A 16,350-nucleotide genomic window follows, 5' to 3' on the forward strand; every position below is an offset into this window, starting at 1 on the left:
GACCAATCTGTCAGCTATTCGCCTGGCCGGTGGCGCCTTTTGTCCTACGATCCGACGCTTTATGCCGCTTGCTAGAGGTCTTGCGTGGGTTTTCGCACACGCAAGAGCGCCACTCAGTCAAGGGTCAAGACCCTAACTTAAGTGTGCAAATGCATAACAGGCGAAGGGTATATTTCTTTGAGTAACAAAAAAGTGTTACCAGCCAGAGACTGGTAACACTTCTTGTGCCGCAGAACCCGTCTTAGGCCAGGCTTTTGCTCACCACCTCGTAGACGTCGCTGGACAGCTCGCCGGAGGCGAGGATGCGCTGCAGTTCGGCCTGCATTTGCGCCTGACGGGCGGCGCCGTACTTGCGCCAGCGGGTCAGCGGCGCCAGCAGGCGCGAGGCGATCTGCGGGTTGAGGGCGTTGAGGGCGATCACCTGGTCGGCGAGAAAGCGGTAGCCCGCACCGTCGGCGCGGTGAAAGTTGACCAGGTTCTGGTTGGCGAAGGCGCCGATCAGCGCGCGCACCTTGTTCGGATTCTTCAGGGTGAAGGCCTCGTGCTGCATCAGCGCATGCACCCGTTCCAGGCCGCCGGGCAGCGGGCAACCGGCCTGCACGCTGAACCACTGATCCATCACCAGCGGATTGTCCTTGAAGAAGTCGGCGAACATCGCCAGGGCCTTGCCCTGCTCGTCCCGGAACGGCGAGTTGACCAGCACCGCCAGCGCCGCCAGGCGCTCGGTCATGTTGTCGGCGTTCTCGAACTGATCGACGCAGGCGGCCAGCACCTCGTGCCGCTCGCTGAGCATCAGGTAGGACAGGGCGATGTTCTGCAGGCTGCGGCGGGCGAAGTGGGCAGCCTCGGCGACATAGGGGGTGACCTTGGACACTTCGCGGTTGGCCTGGTAGCGCGCCCACAGTGGCTCGAACAGCGCGCTGGCCAGCTCCTTGCGGGCGAACTCGCGGGCGACGTGGATGGCCTCGACGTCGGCCACCTCGCTGATCTCGGTGAGGTAGGCCTCGCCCGGCAGCGAGAGCATCTCGGCGACCATGGATTGATCCAGCGCTTCGTCCTCGAGCAACGTGCGCAGCGCCACGACCAGGCGCCGATCCAGCACCAGCGCCTCGCCACGCTGCTGCTGGCCGATCAGTTCCTGCAGCACCTGCACGGACAGCTGCTGGCCGGCTTCCCAACGATTGAAGCCGTCCGAATCGTGCTGCATGAGGAACATCAGCTGGTCGCGGTCGTAGGGAAAATGCAGCTTGACCGGCGCACTGAAGCCGCGCAGCAACGACGGCAGCGGCCGCTCGGCGATGCCCTCGAAGGTGAAGGTCTGCTCGGCTTCGGTCACCGACAGCACGCGGCTGGTGCCCTGCGCGACAGCCTCGCCCTGCAGGTGCAGCGGCAGCTCATTGCCCTTTGCATCGAGCAGGCCGAGCGCGACGGGGATGACGAAGGGCTGCTTGTCCTTCTGCCCCGGCGTGGCCGGGCAGCTCTGGCGGAAGCTCAGGCTGTAAGTCTGGGCCGTGGCGTCATAAGCCTCGCTAACCTCCAGGCGCGGCGTGCCGGCCTGGGTGTACCAGCGCTTGAACTGGGTCAGGTCGATGCCGCTGGCATCTTCCATGGCCTTGACGAAGTCGTCGCAGGTCACGGCCTGGCCGTCGTGGCGTGCGAAGTACAGGTCGGAACCCTTGCGGAACAGCTCCGGCCCCAGCAGGGTGTGGATCATGCGCAGCACTTCCGAACCCTTTTCATAAATAGTCAGGGTGTAGAAGTTGGAGATTTCCATGTAGGCATCCGGGCGCACCGGATGGGCCATGGGACCGGCGTCCTCGGCGAACTGGTGGGTGCGCAGGTAGGCCACATCCTCGATGCGCTTGACCGTGCGCGAGTGGGTGTCGGCGGAGAACTCGGCGTCGCGGAATACGGTGAAGCCTTCCTTGAGCGACAGCTGGAACCAGTCGCGGCAGGTCACGCGGTTGCCCGACCAGTTGTGGAAGTACTCGTGTGCCACCACCGCCTCGACGCGCTGATGGGCGGCGTCGGTGGCGGTCTCGGCGCGGGCCAGCACGCAACTGGAGTTGAAGATGTTGAGGCCCTTGTTCTCCATGGCGCCCATGTTGAAGTCGTTGACCGCGACGATCATAAAGATGTCCAGGTCGTACTCGCGGCCGTAGACCTGCTCGTCCCACTTCATCGAGCGCTTGAGGCTATCCATGGCGTGCTGCACCTTGTCGATGTTCTCCGGCTCGACGTAGATGCGCAGCGCCACCTCACGCTGGCTCATGGTGGTGAAGCTGTCTTCCACGCACCAGAGGTCGCCGGCGACCAGGGCGAACAGGTAGGCCGGCTTCTTGAACGGGTCCTCCCAGGTGGCCCAGTGGCGACCGCCCTCTTCCGCACCGCTGGCGATCGGGTTGCCGTTGGACAGCAGCACCGGGTAGCTGTGCTGCTCGGCGCTGAGCGTGGTGGTGAACTTGCTCATCACGTCCGGGCGGTCGAGGTAGTAGGTGATCTTGCGAAAGCCCTCGGCCTCGCACTGGGTGCAGAACATGCTGCCGGACTTGTACAGGCCCTCCAGCGCGGTGTTGCTTTCCGGATGGATACGCACCGTGCTGTCGACCACGAAGCGCTCCTGGCTCGGCTGCAGGCTCAGCTGGCTGTCGGTGAGCTGATAATCGCCCTCGCCCAGCTCGCGGTCATCCAGTTTGAGTTCGAGCAATTCCAGCTGCTGGCCGTCGAGTACCAGCTTCGGTAGGCCAGCGCCGGCCTCGGGATTACGGCGCATCACCAGTTGCGCGTGCACCAGGCTATGGTCCTCGAACAGCTCGAAGGTCAGGTGGGTCTCGTCGATCAGGTAGTCGGGGGCCTGATAGTCCTTGAGGTAGATCATCTTCGGTTGTTCGGTGCGCATGGCTCTTGGCCTCTCGTCTGCGGCGCGCCGGGCGCCGGGTGGCAATCGGGGGTCAGGCGGCGATCTCGTGGACGGCCAGCTGGTAGGCGGTGTACTTGCGGATATTGATCACGCCGGTGTCGAACATCAGGTACTGGCCCTTGATGCCGAGCAGGGTGCCCTCGGCCAGGGGCTGCTTGTCCAGGTTGAAGCTGGCGATCTTGGCCGGATAGGCCGCGATGGGGTAGCGGATGTCCAGCACCTCGGCGGCGCCGAGCGGCTGAATGGCCTGCAGGCCGAAACGCTGCTGCAGCTCGGCGATGCCCGCGGCGCAGCTGGCGAACAGCTGCTCGCGAATCGCCGGCAGGTCGACCGGTGCAGCATCGCCCTTGAGCAGCGCACGCCAGTTGGTCTTGTCCGCCACGCGCGAACGCAGCAGGTCTTCGACGAAGCCGGACTGCTGGCGGGTGGCCACGCGCAGAATCGGCAGCGCCTGGGTCGCACCCTGATCGATCCAGCGCGTCGGCACCTGGCTGGCGCGGGTGATGCCGACTTTGACGCCGCTGGAATTGGCCAGGTAGACGATATGGTCGGTCATGCAGAACTGCTCGCCCCAGCTCGGCTCGCGGCAGGTGCCCTGATCGAAGTGGCACCTCTCCGGGCTCATGATGCAGATATCGCACTGCGCCAGCTTCTGCATGCAGGGGTAGCAGTAGCCCTGGCTGAAGCTGGTCTTGGTCTTGCGCCCGCAGTGGCTGCAGTGGATGGCGCCGAGGTACTCCAGGCGCAGGGTCTTGCCCAGCAGCGGGTTGACCGCCACCTCGCTGTCGCCGAGGCGCAAGGCGTACTGCACCGGCGCGTCCAGGCGCGCCGCCATCTTGCTCAGCGAGCCACGTCCCAGCTCGCTCATCAGTGCAGGGTTTCCGAGGACTTGAACAGCAGGTTGGGCACCGGCTCGGACTTGCTGCTGCACTCCTGCGGGCCCATGTAGCCGGTACGCTGATCTTCCGGCAGGTTCTGCTGTTCCCAGGCGATCATCGCTTGCAGGCTCAGCTCCTTCTGCTCCTGGCTCAGCTTGCGGCCATCGGGCCATTTGCCGATCTCCACGGCCAGCTTGAGGCTCTGGTAGATTTCCGGGGTGATGTTGTCGATGGCTTCGAGAAAGGACGACATAAGCGCCTCCAAATGCAAAGTGGCAGTTTACCCAGCCCGGCGCGCCAGCGCACCGCCCAGCAGCCCGGTCAGGCAGCCGCTGAGCAGGCCGCCGAGATGCGCGGCGTTGGCGATGGCGCCGAACTGCAGCAGCTCGAAGATGCCGGTCATGCAGATCAGCAACCAGGCCAGCATCATCGCCAGCACGCCGGGTGGCAGGCGGTAGGCCGGATTGGGCGCCAGGCGCTGGTAGATCCAGCAGTGCCCGAGCAGACCGTAGAGCACGCCGGACAGGCCGCCGAACAGCGACGGCCCGGCCCACCAGTACTGGGCCAGGTTCGACGCCAGGGCGAACAGCAGGGTCAGCCCGAGCAGGCCGATGGCGCCCTGGCGAAATTCGATGCGCCGGCCCAGCTCCCAGTACCACAGGCTGTTCATCGCCAGGTGCAGCCAGCCGAAGTGGATCAGCATGGGCGTCAGCAGACGCCACCACTGGCCGCTGGCGAGCGTCGCCTCCAGGTAGGTCAGGTAGAGGTGCTCGCCGTCGATACGGAAGTCGACGAAACTCAGCCAGCGGATGGCGGCGAAATTCTCCCCGGCCGCGGTCACGGCGAAGACGATGAAAGTCAGCAGCAGCACGGCGCCAGTCAGCGGACTGCAGCGCAACTGCTGCAATACGCCCTCGCGCGCAGGCGCGACGGGATCGGCAACCTCGCCGGCGGCATCGCCGTCCGGGTAGCGCGCGTAGAGCTCGCGCACCTGTTCGGCCAGCTCCTCGCCGGCCACCCAGAGCACCTGCTCGCCGCCCTCCTCGATCACCCGGTGCGGCACCTGCAGACGCCGCAGCAGGGCGACGAAACCGCTCAGATCGGCGGCCAGCGGCAGGCGCAGCACGGCCACGGCGCTCATCGCGGCGCCTCCGCTTGATCCACGTCGACCCAGACGAACTTACCCGCCTCCAGGCGCTGCTCCTGGTCCAGGCGGTAGGCCACCAGCTTGCCGCCGACCACCGCGCTGTAATCCAGGCAGGCCAGGTTGGCGCGGATCGGCGCCGGCTTGCCGCGGCGCCAGTAGTGGCCGACGAACAGCAACGGCTCGTGCGCGCCGTAGCGCAGCAGCTCGTCCTTCTGCAGTTCGGTCAAGGGCGTCTGCGCCGCCAGCTCGGGCAGCGCGTCGGGCTGGAAGACGATGTCGCCGTAGGTCTCGGGATTCTCTTCCCAGAACTTGGTGCGGAAATAGGAGCGGGTGAAGCCGTCGTCGCTGGTCAGGGTCAGGCCGTGCGGCAGGCGCATGTCGGTGCCGCGCAGCAGGCGATCCAGGGCCAGGTTGGCGAAGCTGCCGGGCACTGCCGAGGCCTGGACGAAATGCTCGTCGATGCAACCGTCGGCGAACTGCGCGCGCAGCGGCTCGATCAGGCCGCTGTCCCAGCAGGCATGCACCACGCGAAAACGCCCGGCATCGAGAAACAGCGGCATCTCGTAGAACCAGCGCAGGAACTCGCGCCACTCCTGCGGATAAGCCTCGAACTGCGCCAGGGTCTCGCGCATCAGGCGCTGGTGGCGCGGGCTGTGTTCGCGAACGAACTGCCGGCCGCTGCCGGGTGGCGCCGGCGTGCTCCAGCCCAGGGCGTTGAATTCGTGGTTGCCCATGATGCACAGCGCCTGGCCGGCCGCGACCATGGCCTGCACCAGGTGCAGGGTCTCGCGGATGCCGGGGCCGCGGTCGATCAGGTCGCCGAGGAAGATCGCCTGGCGCGAGGCATGGCGCCACACGCCGCCCTGCCGGCGATAGCCGAGCTGCGCCAGCAGGCGCTCCAGGGTGCGCGCGCAGCCGTGGATATCGCCGATCAGGTCGTAACCACGCTGGGGGTCGAGGGACATTCAGTCGTGCCCCCCGAGGCGGCTGCCCCAGCCCAGCTTGGTGCGGCAGACCTCGTAATAGTTGTGATCCAGCGGGTGGATCAGGCGCAGCTTCTGCGCCTTCTTCGCCACGTGCAGGGTGTCGCCCGGCGCGCAGGTGAAATGGTTCTGGCCGTCGCAGGAGACCTGCGGGTAGATGGTCATGTCCTGCGACACCACTATCTTCAGCTCGCTGTTGCCGTCCACCACGATCGGCCGGCTGGACAGGGTGTGCGGGTACATCGGCACCACCACTATGGCGTCGAGCTTGGGGTGCATGATCGGCCCGCCGGCCGACAGCGCGTAGGCGGTGGAGCCGGTCGGGGTGGCGACGATCAGGCCGTCGGCCTTCTGGCTGCAGACGAACTGGCCGTCGATGAACAGCTCGAACTCGATCATCCGCGTCGACTTGCCCGGGTGCAGCACCACGTCGTTGAGCGCATCGCCCTGGCCGATGGCTTCGCCGTGGCGGCGCACCTCGGCCTCGAGCAGGAAGCGGTTCTCGGTCAGGTACTGGCCTTCGAGCACCTGGGCCACCTTGAACTCCAGCTCGTCGGGGCGAATATCGGTGAGAAAGCCCAGGCTGCCGCGGTTGATCCCCAGCACCGGCACCTTGTGCCGGGCCAGCGCGCGCGCCGCGCCGAGCATGCTGCCGTCGCCGCCGACCACTATCACCAGGTCGCAGACCTCGCCGAGCATCTTGCGCGAGGAGGTCTGCAGGCCGTGGCCGGGCAGCACCTCGGCGATGGTGTCCTCGAGGATCACGTGCAGGTGGCGGTCGATGAGATAACGCTTGAGTCGGCGGACGGTCTCCAGCACCCGCGTGCTGCCGAGGCGCCCGATGATGCCGATATTGCGAAATTGCTCCATGGGATGCCCGCCAGACTCGAGAAGGGAGAGACGGCGATTATCGGTCAAAGGCCGAGGCCGCAGCAAACCGCCCAGCGCACTGGGCTATGCTCGCTTACATGAGCCCGCTCGATGTCCTCCACGATCTGCCCCGCCACCTGCACCGCCCCGCCGTCCGCGACCTGGCCTGGGTGCTGCTGTCGCCGCCGCTGCTCGGGCAGACGCCCAAACCGCAGCGCCACCCGCTGCAGGCCAGCCGCTGGGGCACCCAGCCGGCGCTGCTGGCCGACTGGCTGCGCCGCCTGGACCGCGACGACGGCGAGCTGAGCGCCTGGCTGGCCGGCAACCCGGTGCGCCGCCTGGGCCTGTACTACGAGCGCCTGTGGCAGTTCGCCCTGCATGGCGCGCCGGATATCGAGGTGCTGGCGGCCAACCTGCCGATCCGCCAGAGCGGCCAGACCCTGGGCGAGCTCGACCTGCTGCTGCGCGACGCCGAGGGCGAGCACCACCTGGAACTGGCGGTGAAGTTCTACCTCGGCCCGCCCGCCGAAGACGGCGGCGACGCCGCGCAGTGGCTCGGCCCCGGCAGCCACGACCGCCTCGACCTCAAGCTGGCCCACCTCAGCCAGCGCCAGCTGCCGCTGTCCTCGCGGCGCGAGGCGCGCAGTACGCTCAACGCCCTGCAACTCGGCGACACCCAGGCCGCCCTGTGGCTCGGCGGCTACCTGTTCTATCCCTGGGCGCAGACCTGCGCCGCGCCGCGCGGGGCCTCGCCGCAGCACCTGCGCGGACGCTGGCTGCACCGCCGCGACTGGCCGGCCTTCCTCCGCGAGCAGCCGCCGAGCGTCTGGCAGCCGCTGCCGCGCCTGGCCTGGCTGGCCCCGGCGCGGGTGGACGCCGAGCAACGCTGGCCGGGCGAACGCCTGCAGCAATGGCTGGATGCCCTGCCGGCGCAGGCCGGCGCGCAGTTACTGGTAAGTTTGGAAGAAGCCGCCGACGGCAGCTGGCAGGAAGTGCAGCGGATCTTTCTGGTCGGCGACCACTGGCCGGGCCAGGCCGAGCCCCAGGCGGTCGACAGCCCGTAGCCCGGCTGCAATCCGGGACAGGCTGCAGCCCTCCGCGGATTGCATGCGCGCCGCAACCGCGCCGCCGTCAGCTCAGCGGCTGCGCTCGGTGCGCCCGCCCGAGCGCGCCAGGTAGCCGGCGCCGCTCTCGCACAGCAGGGCGTCGCGCTGCACCGCCGGCAGGCCGTCGAGGCCGTTGCGCAGGGCGTAGACGCCGTAACCCAGCTGGGCGAGGAGGAACACCGCGCTGGCGCTGCGCTTGCCGCTGTCGCAGTAGCACAGGTAGGTGCGCGCCTTGTCCAGCAGACGCGCCTTCAGCCGCAACAGCTGCAGCGGCATGTGCAGGGCCTGCGGCGCATGCGCCTGCTGGTATTCCTCGAGCAGACGCACGTCCAGCCACTGCGCGCCCTGGGCCAGCAGGCGCGCCGCCTCGCCGAGCGACACCTCGGCCACCACCGGCGCCTTGAGCAGGGCGAAGAACTCCTGGCGATCCAGGCGCAGCACGCTGCCGTCCTCGAGCATGGTCACCGTGGCGTTGCGCGGCCGGTCGGCCAGCAGCGCCTCCTCGCCGAAGCAGGCGCCCACCTCCAGCTCGGCCAGCACCTGACTGTCGCCGCCGGCGCCGCGGATCACCTCGGCACGGCCGCTTTCGAGGAAAAAGCAGCAATCGCCCGCCGCGCCCTCCTCCAGTACCCGGCTGCCGGCCGGGAGCTCGACGCGCTGCAGGCGGCCGAGCATGTTCTGCACGTTGGCCGGCGGCACCTTGGCGAACAGCGGGTTGTCCAGCAGGCGCTCCAGCCACTCGACGTCCGCGCCGCTCTGCTGCAGCGCCAGCAGCAGGTCCTGGTAGGCCAGGCGCCAGGTCAGCAGACGGTCCAGGGTGGCGCTGTCGATGGCCAGCACGCTGACGTCGCTCAGCGCGCGCGCCTCGTGCAGGCGCGGCAGGCTGGGCGACAGCGGATGGCAGCTGGCCTCGCTGCCGGCCAGCAGACGCTGCACCTGGCCGTCGGCGCCCTGCAACTGCAGCTCGCCCGCCAGCAGGTAGTAGGTCAGGCGCGCCTGATCGCCCTGGCGGAACAGCAACTGGCCGGCCAGCAGGGGTTGCGGCACCAACTGGCTGCGCAACTCGCGCCACTGCTGGTCGGACAGCACGTTGAGCGGGGTCAGGCCACGCAGTTGTTCGGGGTGGAGAGGTTCGCTCATGGGGGATTCCAGGCTCCGCTGGTCAGACCTCAGTGTAGTCGGCGGCGGCGCCCATCAGTGCGCGCCGCCCCTGCAGACCGCCGGTATGGACGAAGATCAGGCGACTGCCGGGGGCAAGGTAACCGCCCTCGACATACTGGCGCAACGCCATTAATGCCTTGCCGGTGTAGACCGGCTCCAGCAGCAGGCCGCCGGCCCGCTCGCTGCACAGGATAAACTCGCGCAGCTCGTCGTCCAGCCGAGCGAAGCCGCCTCGCGCGGCCTCCACCAGACGATAGCCGTTGTCGTCGCGACCGGCCTGGCGCAGCAGCGCGCTCACCTGCGCGGCCACGCCATGGCTGCCCGGTACCGCCAGGGCGCCGTACACCGGGCAGCGCCCCGCCTCGCCCAGCACCAGGCCGGCCAGGGTGGTGCCGGTGCCGGCGGCCAGCCACCAGCCGTCGCAGTCGTCCCAGCCGAGGCCGGCCAGCTGCGCCCGCGCCATCTGCACCAGGCCGCTGCAGCCCTCGGCCGCGAGCAAGCCCATGCCGCCTTCAGCAACCGGGTGAAAGCCTGGGTAGCGCTGCAGCCAGGGCTGCCAGAAATCCGCCCGATGCCGCGCCCGGTAGCCGCCGTAGCCCAGCCAGTGCAGTTGCATGCCGCAGGCCTGCAGATCGGCGACGGTCGGCGTCCGCTGCGGCTCGCCGCGCAGCAGGCCGACGGTGGCAAAGCCGAAGCGCTTGCCGGCCGCGGCCAGCGCATGCAGGTGATTGGAGTGGGCGCCGCCCAGGCTGATCACTCCGGCTGCGCCGGCGGCAGCCGCGGCCTGCAGGTGCGGGGCGAGCTTGAACCACTTGTTGCCGGACACCAGCGGGTCGATCAACTCCAGACGCAGGCAGGCCAGCTCGATGCCGGCCGCGTCCAGCCAGTCCAGATGCACGGGTTGCAGCGCCGCCTGCGGGCGCCAGTCGGGGAATTGCAGGGCCAAGGTCAGCCGACGGTACGCAGGCGACTACCCGCCTTGTGCCGCGCGCAGCAGTTGGAGTCGCCGGCGTTGAAGCGACTGGGCGAGTCGATCCGGTCGATGGGAATGGCGCAGCGTTCGCCGCTGGGCAGGCTGGCGTCGCAGGTCGGCTGCTGATAATGCGCCAGCCACTGGCGGTACTGCGGCTCGGAGACGAAGCACTTGGCCGCGGCATAGGCCATGGGGTTGTCCTGGTAGCGGGCGACGTCCTGCAGCGGGATGGTCAGGTGGCCGGCGCCCGGGTGGTAGACCACGAACACCACGCCGAGCTTGGCCAGGCGCTCGAGTATCTGGTCGCCGCCCTGGCTGGCGAATTCGTCGCGCTCGCGCTTGAGCCGCTCGTTCTCCCGTTGCAACTGGGCATCCTGCTCGTTGCGGTAGGCCAGCTCGACGTCGCGGATGGCGATCTGCTCCTTGTACTCCACCACGGCCGCGGCGACCTTGGCCTGCAACTCGCCGTCGAACTGCGCGCGGAGGATGTCGCCTTCGGTGCGGCCGTGGCGCTCGAGGGCGCGCAGTTGCTGGGTCATTTCCTCGCGGCTGCTCTGGAAACTCTCGGCCTGAGCGGCCAGTTGCGCCTTGAGGCTGGCGTTGAGCTCCTCCTGCTGGCGCAACGCCTGGTGCAGGCCGTGGATCTGCGCCTGCAGCTGCTTGCTCCGCTCCTCGCTGGCCAGCTTGGCCTTGGCCAGCTCCTCCTCGTGCTGCTGGCTCAGGCTGCTGATGCGCAGGCGCTGCTGCTTGATCAGCTGGGCGGTCTTCAGGCGGTGTTCCTGATCCATCTTGCGCGCCAACTGATCGGCCACCTCCTTGGCCGGATCGGCGGCGTACCACTTGTCCTCGGACGCCATCTGCAGGCGCTCGGCGACCACCGCCTGGGCACTCTCGTCCTCCACCAGCAGCCCGAGCTTATTGCCCTTGACCGCATCGCGCAGCAGCACCAGATCGTTCTGCCCCGGCGCCAGGCTGGGATCCCACAGGTGCATCTGGTGCCAGGACACCGGGCATTGGCTACGGCAGGCCAGGCGGATCGGCCCGGCGCCCAGGTCGGGGCCGCGCCCGGCGCGCTCGGCCAGGTGCTGCAGGGGAATGTTCCAGCCCTTGTCGGGGCTGCCGTCCTCGTCGAAATCCAGGTAGAAGAACACCGCCGCCTTGACCAACAGGCGCGGATTGATGGTGACGAAGGCCACGCGCATCTGCTGGTCGGCGAACTCAGGCATGTTGACCACGCCGTCGAGCAGGGCCTCGAACTCGGGAAACATCATCTGTTTGCAGATACCGCGGTCACTGAAGAACATCACGGCTTCCACCATCTGCGGCTTGTTCTGCATGCTCATCGGGTTCCCTCTGGACCAAACGCGGGTGGCATCTGCGCGCACGGACGGCTGCCGACAAGGCCTTGCCAGGCCTGAGCGGCGGGCGCCGTCCGTTGTTCAGCCAAGTCTAGGGGAAAAACCCGCCGCAGCAATGTGACGGGCTTGGCACTCGACCCGCCGCCCAGCAGAGTGCGACGGGCCGCAAAACAAAACTGTGATGGATTTCAGTGCTTGGCCGCGGCGAGAAAGGGCGCCAGGCGTTGCGCCATCTCCGCACCCAGCGCCTGCAGGCCGCTCATCGGGCGGATCATCACCTCGAACTCGACGATCTTGCCGGTCTCGTCGAAGCGGATCATATCGATGCCCTTAAGGTCCCGGCCAGCGACCCTGGCGCTGAACTCCAGCACCACGCTGAGGCCGTCGGCCGTGGCCAGTTCGCGGTGGTAGGCGAAGTCCTCGAACACCTTGAGCACGGTATTGAGGATCAGGTTGACCGCCTGCGCGCCCGGGTAGGGGCTGTGCGCCATGGGCGAGCGGAACACCGCCTGCGGGTGCAGCAGCTCCGGCAGCGGCCCCAGATCCTTGGCGGCGATAAGCTGGTGCCAGCGTTGCAGACTGGCCGCAACGGCGGGCTGCAGTTGGGCTTCGAGGGACATCGGGCTTCTCCTTATTATTGTCGGCCAGATAGTCGACGCCCCGCGCGAGGCGGGGCGTCTTCTTGCTTAGAGCTCGGCGGCCAGGCGCGAGCCCTGGTTGATCGCGCGCTTGGCGTCCAGTTCGGCGGCGACGTCGGCGCCGCCGATCAGGTGCACGCGCTGGCCGGCGTCCTCCAGCCCCTGCTGCAGCTCGCGCAGCGGATCCTGGCCGGCGCAGACGATCACCGTATCGACCGGCAGCAGCTGCGGCTCGCCACCGGCGATGCGGATATGCAGGCCGGCGTCGTCGACCTTGAGGTACTCGACCGAGTTGAGCATCTGCACCTTCTTGTTCTTCAACCCGGTGCGGTGGATCCAGCCGGTGGTCTTGCCCAGGCCGTCGCCGACCTTGGACTTCTTGCGTTGCAGCAGGAACACCTGGCGCGCCGCCGGGTGCGGCTGAGCCGCGATACCGGCGACACCGCCGCGCGCCTCCAGTTGGCCGTCGATGCCCCACTCCTTCCAGAACGCCTCGCGGTCCAGGCTGGTGGCCTGGCCCTGGTGGGTGATGTATTCGGAAACGTCGAAACCGATGCCGCCGGCGCCGATCACCGCCACCTGCCGGCCGACCGGCTTGCGTTCGAGGATGGCGTCCAGGTAGCTGATCACCTTGGCGTGTTCGATGCCGGGAATCTCCGGGGTGCGCGGGGCGATGCCGGTGGCCAGGACGATCTCGTCGAAACCGCCGCCCGCCAGCTCGTCGACGCCGACGCGGGTATTGAGGCGCAGATCGACGCCGGTGGTTTCCAGCTTGCGCTTGAAGTAGCGCAGGGTCTCGAAGAACTCCTCCTTGCCCGGCACGCGCTTGGCCACGTTGAACTGGCCGCCGATCTCGCCGGCGGCATCGAACAGGGTCACGCTGTGGCCGCGCTCGGCCGCGACTGTCGCCGCCGCCAGGCCGGCCGGGCCGGCGCCGACCACCGCGATCTTCTTGATTTGCTGGGTGGGGATATAGTTCAGCTCGGTCTCGTGGCAGGCGCGCGGGTTGACCAGGCAGCTGGTCAGCTTGCCGCCGAAGGTGTGGTCCAGGCAGGCCTGGTTACAACCGATGCAGGTGTTGATCTCATCGCTGCGGCCTTCGGCGGCCTTGTTGACGAAATCCGGGTCGGCGAGGAAGGGACGGGCCATCGACACCATGTCGGCATCGCCCTCGGCCAGCACCTGCTCGGCCACTTCCGGGGTGTTGATACGGTTGGTGGTGATCAGCGGGATACCCACTTCGCCGCGCAGCTTGGCGGTGACCTTGGTGAAAGCCGCGCGCGGCACCTTGGTGGCGATGGTCGGGATGCGCGCCTCGTGCCAGCCGATGCCGGTGTTGATCAGGGTGGCGCCGGCGGCCTCGATGGCCTTGGCCAGCAGGACGATCTCGTCCCAGGTGCTGCCGCCCTCGACCAGGTCGAGCATGGACAGGCGATAGATGATGATGAAGTTCGGCCCGACCGCCTCACGCACGCGACGCACGATTTCCACCGGCAGGCGCATGCGGTTCTCGTAGCTGCCACCCCAGCGGTCGCTGCGCTGGTTGGTGTGGGCGACCAGGAACTGGTTGATGAAATAACCTTCCGAACCCATCACCTCGACACCGTCGTAGCCCGCCTGCTGGGCCAGCGCGGCGCAATTGACGAAGTCGGCGATCTGCTTCTCGATGCCCTCTTCGTCCAGTTCCTTGGGCTTGAACGGATTGATCGGTGCCTGGATGGCGCTCGGCGCCACGGACTTGGGGCTATAGGCATAACGCCCGGCGTGCAGGATCTGCATGCAGATCTTGCCGCCGGCCTCGTGCACCGCCTGGGTGACGATCTTGTGCTTCTCGGCCTCCTCGACCGTGCTGAGCTTGGCCGCGCCGGCGTACACGCCGCCTTCCTCGTTCGGGCCGATGCCGCCGGTGACCATCAGGCCGACGCCGCCACGGGCGCGCTCGGCGAAGTAGGCCGCCATGCGCTCGAAGCCGCCCGGTTTTTCTTCCAGGCCGGTGTGCATGGAGCCCATCAGGGTGCGGTTGTTCAGCGTGGTGAAGCCGAGGTCGAGCGGGGCCAGCAGGTGCGGGTAGCGAGCAGTCATGGAATTCTCCACATCGCGGTGCAGTTCACGGATTGCCCTGGTCTCATTCGGAACAGGGTCGATGTGGGCACGACGATAGTCAGGCTGCCGCAGCGTCTCAATGACCCAAACTGACAACATACTGATCAAAACTAACAAAGCAGCTTGGCAATGCCGCCGCCAGCTCCTACCCTTGCCCCCATGAAACTTCGTCTATCGCTCTTCGCCCTGCTGCTGCTCGCCCTTACCGGCCTGACCCTGTTCCTCAGCTGGGCCGGCCAGCGCCCGCCCAGCCACTATCTCTCCGACCTGCGCAGCCAGGTGCTCGACAGCCCTCGCCCACCGGCGGCGCAGGCCAACCTGCTGCTAATTCGCCCGCAACTCTACCCGGCCGACTACCAGCACCCGCAGCGCTTGCGCCTGAAGCTGGCCGCCGCCCTCGACCGCGCGCGCCAGGCCGGCCTGCTGCAGGGCGATACCCTGGTGGCCTTGCCCGAGCATATCGGCACCTGGCTGCTGGCGCGCGACGAGAAAGCCGAGTTCTACCAGGCCCGCACCCGCCAGGAGGTGCGCGACTGGCTGCTGCTGGGCAACCCGCTGCTGGCAACCCGCGCGCTGCTGCAGAACCTCGATGCCGCGCGCCTCGACGAAGCCCTGCTGCGCATGAAGGCCAAGCAGATGGCCCGCGACTACCAGCAGCTGTTCGCCGACCTGGCCCGCGACTACCGGGTCACCCTGCTGGCCGGCTCGATCCTGCTGCCCGAGCCGCAGCTGGTCGACGGCCAGCTGCGCAGCGGCGACGGCGCCCTGCGCAACGCCAGCCTGGTGTTCGCCAGCGACGGCGCGGTGCTCGGCGAGCTGTACAGCGAACCCTGGCCCTGGCGCGCGACAAGTGGCCAGACGCAGCGGCTCGAGGTCGGCCCCTGGCGCCTGGAAGTCGAGCGCGACTGGCACGCCGGCCACCCGCAGAGCCGCCTGCGCCTGCTCGACAGCAACCTGCGCAGCCCGCCGCTATATCTGCGCGGCAGGCTGGACTGGCCGATAGGCGGCGCGACGCGGCATATCCGCCTGATTCCCGAGGACGCCACGGACGGCCAAGGCTCGCAGCTGCTCGGTTTCTGGCCGACACCGCCATGAAGCCGCAGCGCGTTCGTCTCGGCGATCTCTCGGTCGGCTTCACCCAGGCGCTGGCCGCGGCCCTGCGCGAGCGGGGTCACGACCCGCAGCCGCTGTTCGCCCAGTTCGGCCTGGACGCCGCGCGCCTGAGCGAGCCGCGCGCGCGCCTATCGATCCCGCGTTTCATGCGCCTGGGTCACAGCGCCATCGCGCTGTGCGGCGACCCGGCGCTGGGCCTGGACATGGGCCGCCTGAGCCGCCTCGGCCAGGTTGGCCTGGCCGGCATCTGCGCCGCCCAGGCGCCCAACCTGGGCGCGGCGGCGCGCGTGCTGACCGATTTCGAGGCGCTGTACGCGGCCAACTACCGCGGCAGTTCGGGCCTGGTCGAGGACGGCCGCGGCGCCTGGCTGCATTTTTATTCCATCAGCCCGTACAACGCCTACAACCGCTTTGTGGTCGACTCGGTGCTGGCCGGCTGGCAGAGCAACCTGAGCCAGGTGATCGGCCGCCCGGCGACCCTGGAGAAGGTCGAGATCGAGTTCCCGGCGCCGGTCTATGCCGAGCGCTACGAGGCGCTGTTCGGCTGCCCGGTGGAGTTCGCCGCCGGCGCCAACCGCCTGCGCCTGAACGCCGCCAGCCTGGCCCAGGACAACCCGGAGCACTGCCCCGGCACCTGGCAGCAACTGCTGGAGCTGTGCGAGCGCGAGCGCGAGCAGCTGACCCGCACCCGCAGCCTGCGCGAACGGGTGATCCAGTTGCTCGGCCCGCTGCTGCACGGCCGCGAGCCGGACCTGGAGGAGCTGGCAAAACGCCTGCAACTGCCGAGCTGGACGCTGCGACGCAAGCTGGCCGAGGAAGGCACGCAGTTTCGCGCCATTCTCAACGACACCCGCCGCGACCTGGCCATGGCCTATATCCGCGACACCGAACTGGCCTTCGGCGAGATCGCCTACCTGCTCGGCTTCGCCTCCGCCGAAGCCTTCCAGCGCGCCTTCAAGCGCTGGCTCGGGCAAACGCCCGGCGACTACCGACGCGCGCAACGCCGAGCGGGCTGATCGCGCACGGCGACCTTGATCGACAAGCTCTCGCAACTTAGAATCCTTTTCATCCGCGTTTGCGGTCGCTTCTTACTCCTTTCA

At 68.1% G+C, this 16,350-nt stretch carries 14 protein-coding genes; 3 read left to right on the top strand and 11 right to left on the bottom strand.

Features of this window, described 5'->3' with window-relative positions; all coding sequences use genetic code 11:
• Window positions 1-241: 241 nt before the first annotated feature.
• Genes pepN through ACIGKL_RS03920 form a run of 6 tightly spaced genes read right to left on the bottom strand, consistent with a single transcriptional unit; the run spans window position 242 to window position 6,798 of the window.
• Window positions 242-2,899 carry an aminopeptidase N gene (gene pepN, locus ACIGKL_RS03895; protein WP_397485381.1) on the bottom strand — a complete coding sequence of 886 codons (2,658 nt, stop codon included), beginning with the start codon at window positions 2,897-2,899 and terminating at the stop codon, window positions 242-244.
• 52 nt (window positions 2,900-2,951) lie between these two features.
• A complete protein-coding gene (locus ACIGKL_RS03900; RefSeq protein WP_397485383.1) occupies window positions 2,952-3,788 on the bottom strand; it encodes a DUF2797 domain-containing protein in 837 nt (278 codons plus the stop codon).
• Complete coding sequence (locus tag ACIGKL_RS03905; protein WP_397485384.1) at window positions 3,788-4,051, bottom strand: YeaC family protein; 264 nt, start codon at window positions 4,049-4,051, stop codon at window positions 3,788-3,790. The genes ACIGKL_RS03900 and ACIGKL_RS03905 overlap by 1 nt, the downstream gene beginning before the upstream one ends.
• A 27-nt stretch (window positions 4,052-4,078) precedes the next feature.
• Window positions 4,079-4,939: a rhomboid family intramembrane serine protease gene (locus ACIGKL_RS03910; protein ID WP_397485385.1), complete on the bottom strand. Its 861-nt coding sequence runs from the start codon at window positions 4,937-4,939 to the stop codon at window positions 4,079-4,081.
• On the bottom strand, window positions 4,936-5,910 hold the full coding sequence (locus ACIGKL_RS03915) for a metallophosphoesterase (RefSeq protein ID WP_397485386.1): 975 nt from the start codon (window positions 5,908-5,910) through the stop codon (window positions 4,936-4,938). Before ACIGKL_RS03915 ends, ACIGKL_RS03910 begins: the two co-directional genes overlap by 4 nt.
• Entirely contained in the window at window positions 5,911-6,798 is an 888-nt protein-coding gene (locus ACIGKL_RS03920; protein WP_397485388.1) for an NAD(+) kinase, read from the bottom strand.
• A 98-nt stretch (window positions 6,799-6,896) separates the two neighbouring features.
• Here ACIGKL_RS03920 and ACIGKL_RS03925 point away from each other — a divergent pair, with 98 nt between their 5' ends.
• Window positions 6,897-7,862, top strand: coding sequence for a DUF1853 family protein (locus tag ACIGKL_RS03925; RefSeq protein WP_397485389.1), 966 nt, complete (start codon window positions 6,897-6,899; stop codon window positions 7,860-7,862).
• Between the two features lie 72 nt (window positions 7,863-7,934).
• Here ACIGKL_RS03925 and ACIGKL_RS03930 read toward each other — a convergent pair whose 3' ends face one another.
• From ACIGKL_RS03930 to ACIGKL_RS03950, 5 genes are all read right to left on the bottom strand, one after another.
• Window positions 7,935-9,044, bottom strand: a complete 1,110-nt coding sequence (locus ACIGKL_RS03930; protein WP_397485390.1) for a cyclic nucleotide-binding domain-containing protein — start codon at window positions 9,042-9,044, stop codon at window positions 7,935-7,937.
• Between the two features lie 22 nt (window positions 9,045-9,066).
• On the bottom strand, window positions 9,067-10,005 hold the full coding sequence (locus ACIGKL_RS03935) for a 1-aminocyclopropane-1-carboxylate deaminase/D-cysteine desulfhydrase (RefSeq protein WP_397486244.1): 939 nt from the start codon (window positions 10,003-10,005) through the stop codon (window positions 9,067-9,069).
• 8 nt (window positions 10,006-10,013) lie between these two features.
• Window positions 10,014-11,381: a chromosome partitioning protein ParA gene (locus ACIGKL_RS03940; RefSeq protein ID WP_397485391.1), complete on the bottom strand. Its 1,368-nt coding sequence runs from the start codon at window positions 11,379-11,381 to the stop codon at window positions 10,014-10,016.
• 203 nt (window positions 11,382-11,584) lie between these two features.
• Window positions 11,585-12,016 (bottom strand): nuclear transport factor 2 family protein, encoded by a 432-nt coding sequence (locus tag ACIGKL_RS03945; RefSeq protein ID WP_397485393.1) that lies wholly within the window; start codon window positions 12,014-12,016, stop codon window positions 11,585-11,587.
• A 66-nt stretch (window positions 12,017-12,082) separates the two neighbouring features.
• Complete coding sequence (locus tag ACIGKL_RS03950) at window positions 12,083-14,116, bottom strand: FAD-dependent oxidoreductase (protein ID WP_397485394.1); 2,034 nt, start codon at window positions 14,114-14,116, stop codon at window positions 12,083-12,085.
• 180 nt (window positions 14,117-14,296) lie between these two features.
• Here ACIGKL_RS03950 and ACIGKL_RS03955 point away from each other — a divergent pair, with 180 nt between their 5' ends.
• Both ACIGKL_RS03955 and ACIGKL_RS03960 read left to right on the top strand, forming a co-directional pair.
• Window positions 14,297-15,232 (top strand): hydrolase, encoded by a 936-nt coding sequence (locus ACIGKL_RS03955; RefSeq protein ID WP_397485395.1) that lies wholly within the window; start codon window positions 14,297-14,299, stop codon window positions 15,230-15,232.
• Window positions 15,229-16,266: an AraC family transcriptional regulator gene (locus tag ACIGKL_RS03960; RefSeq protein WP_397485396.1), complete on the top strand. Its 1,038-nt coding sequence runs from the start codon at window positions 15,229-15,231 to the stop codon at window positions 16,264-16,266. The genes ACIGKL_RS03955 and ACIGKL_RS03960 overlap by 4 nt, the downstream gene beginning before the upstream one ends.
• The last annotated feature ends 84 nt before the right edge of the window (window positions 16,267-16,350 follow it).

It is taken from the genome of Pseudomonas sp. NPDC077186, assembly GCF_044543505.1.
GTDB lineage: Bacteria > Pseudomonadota > Gammaproteobacteria > Pseudomonadales > Pseudomonadaceae > Aquipseudomonas.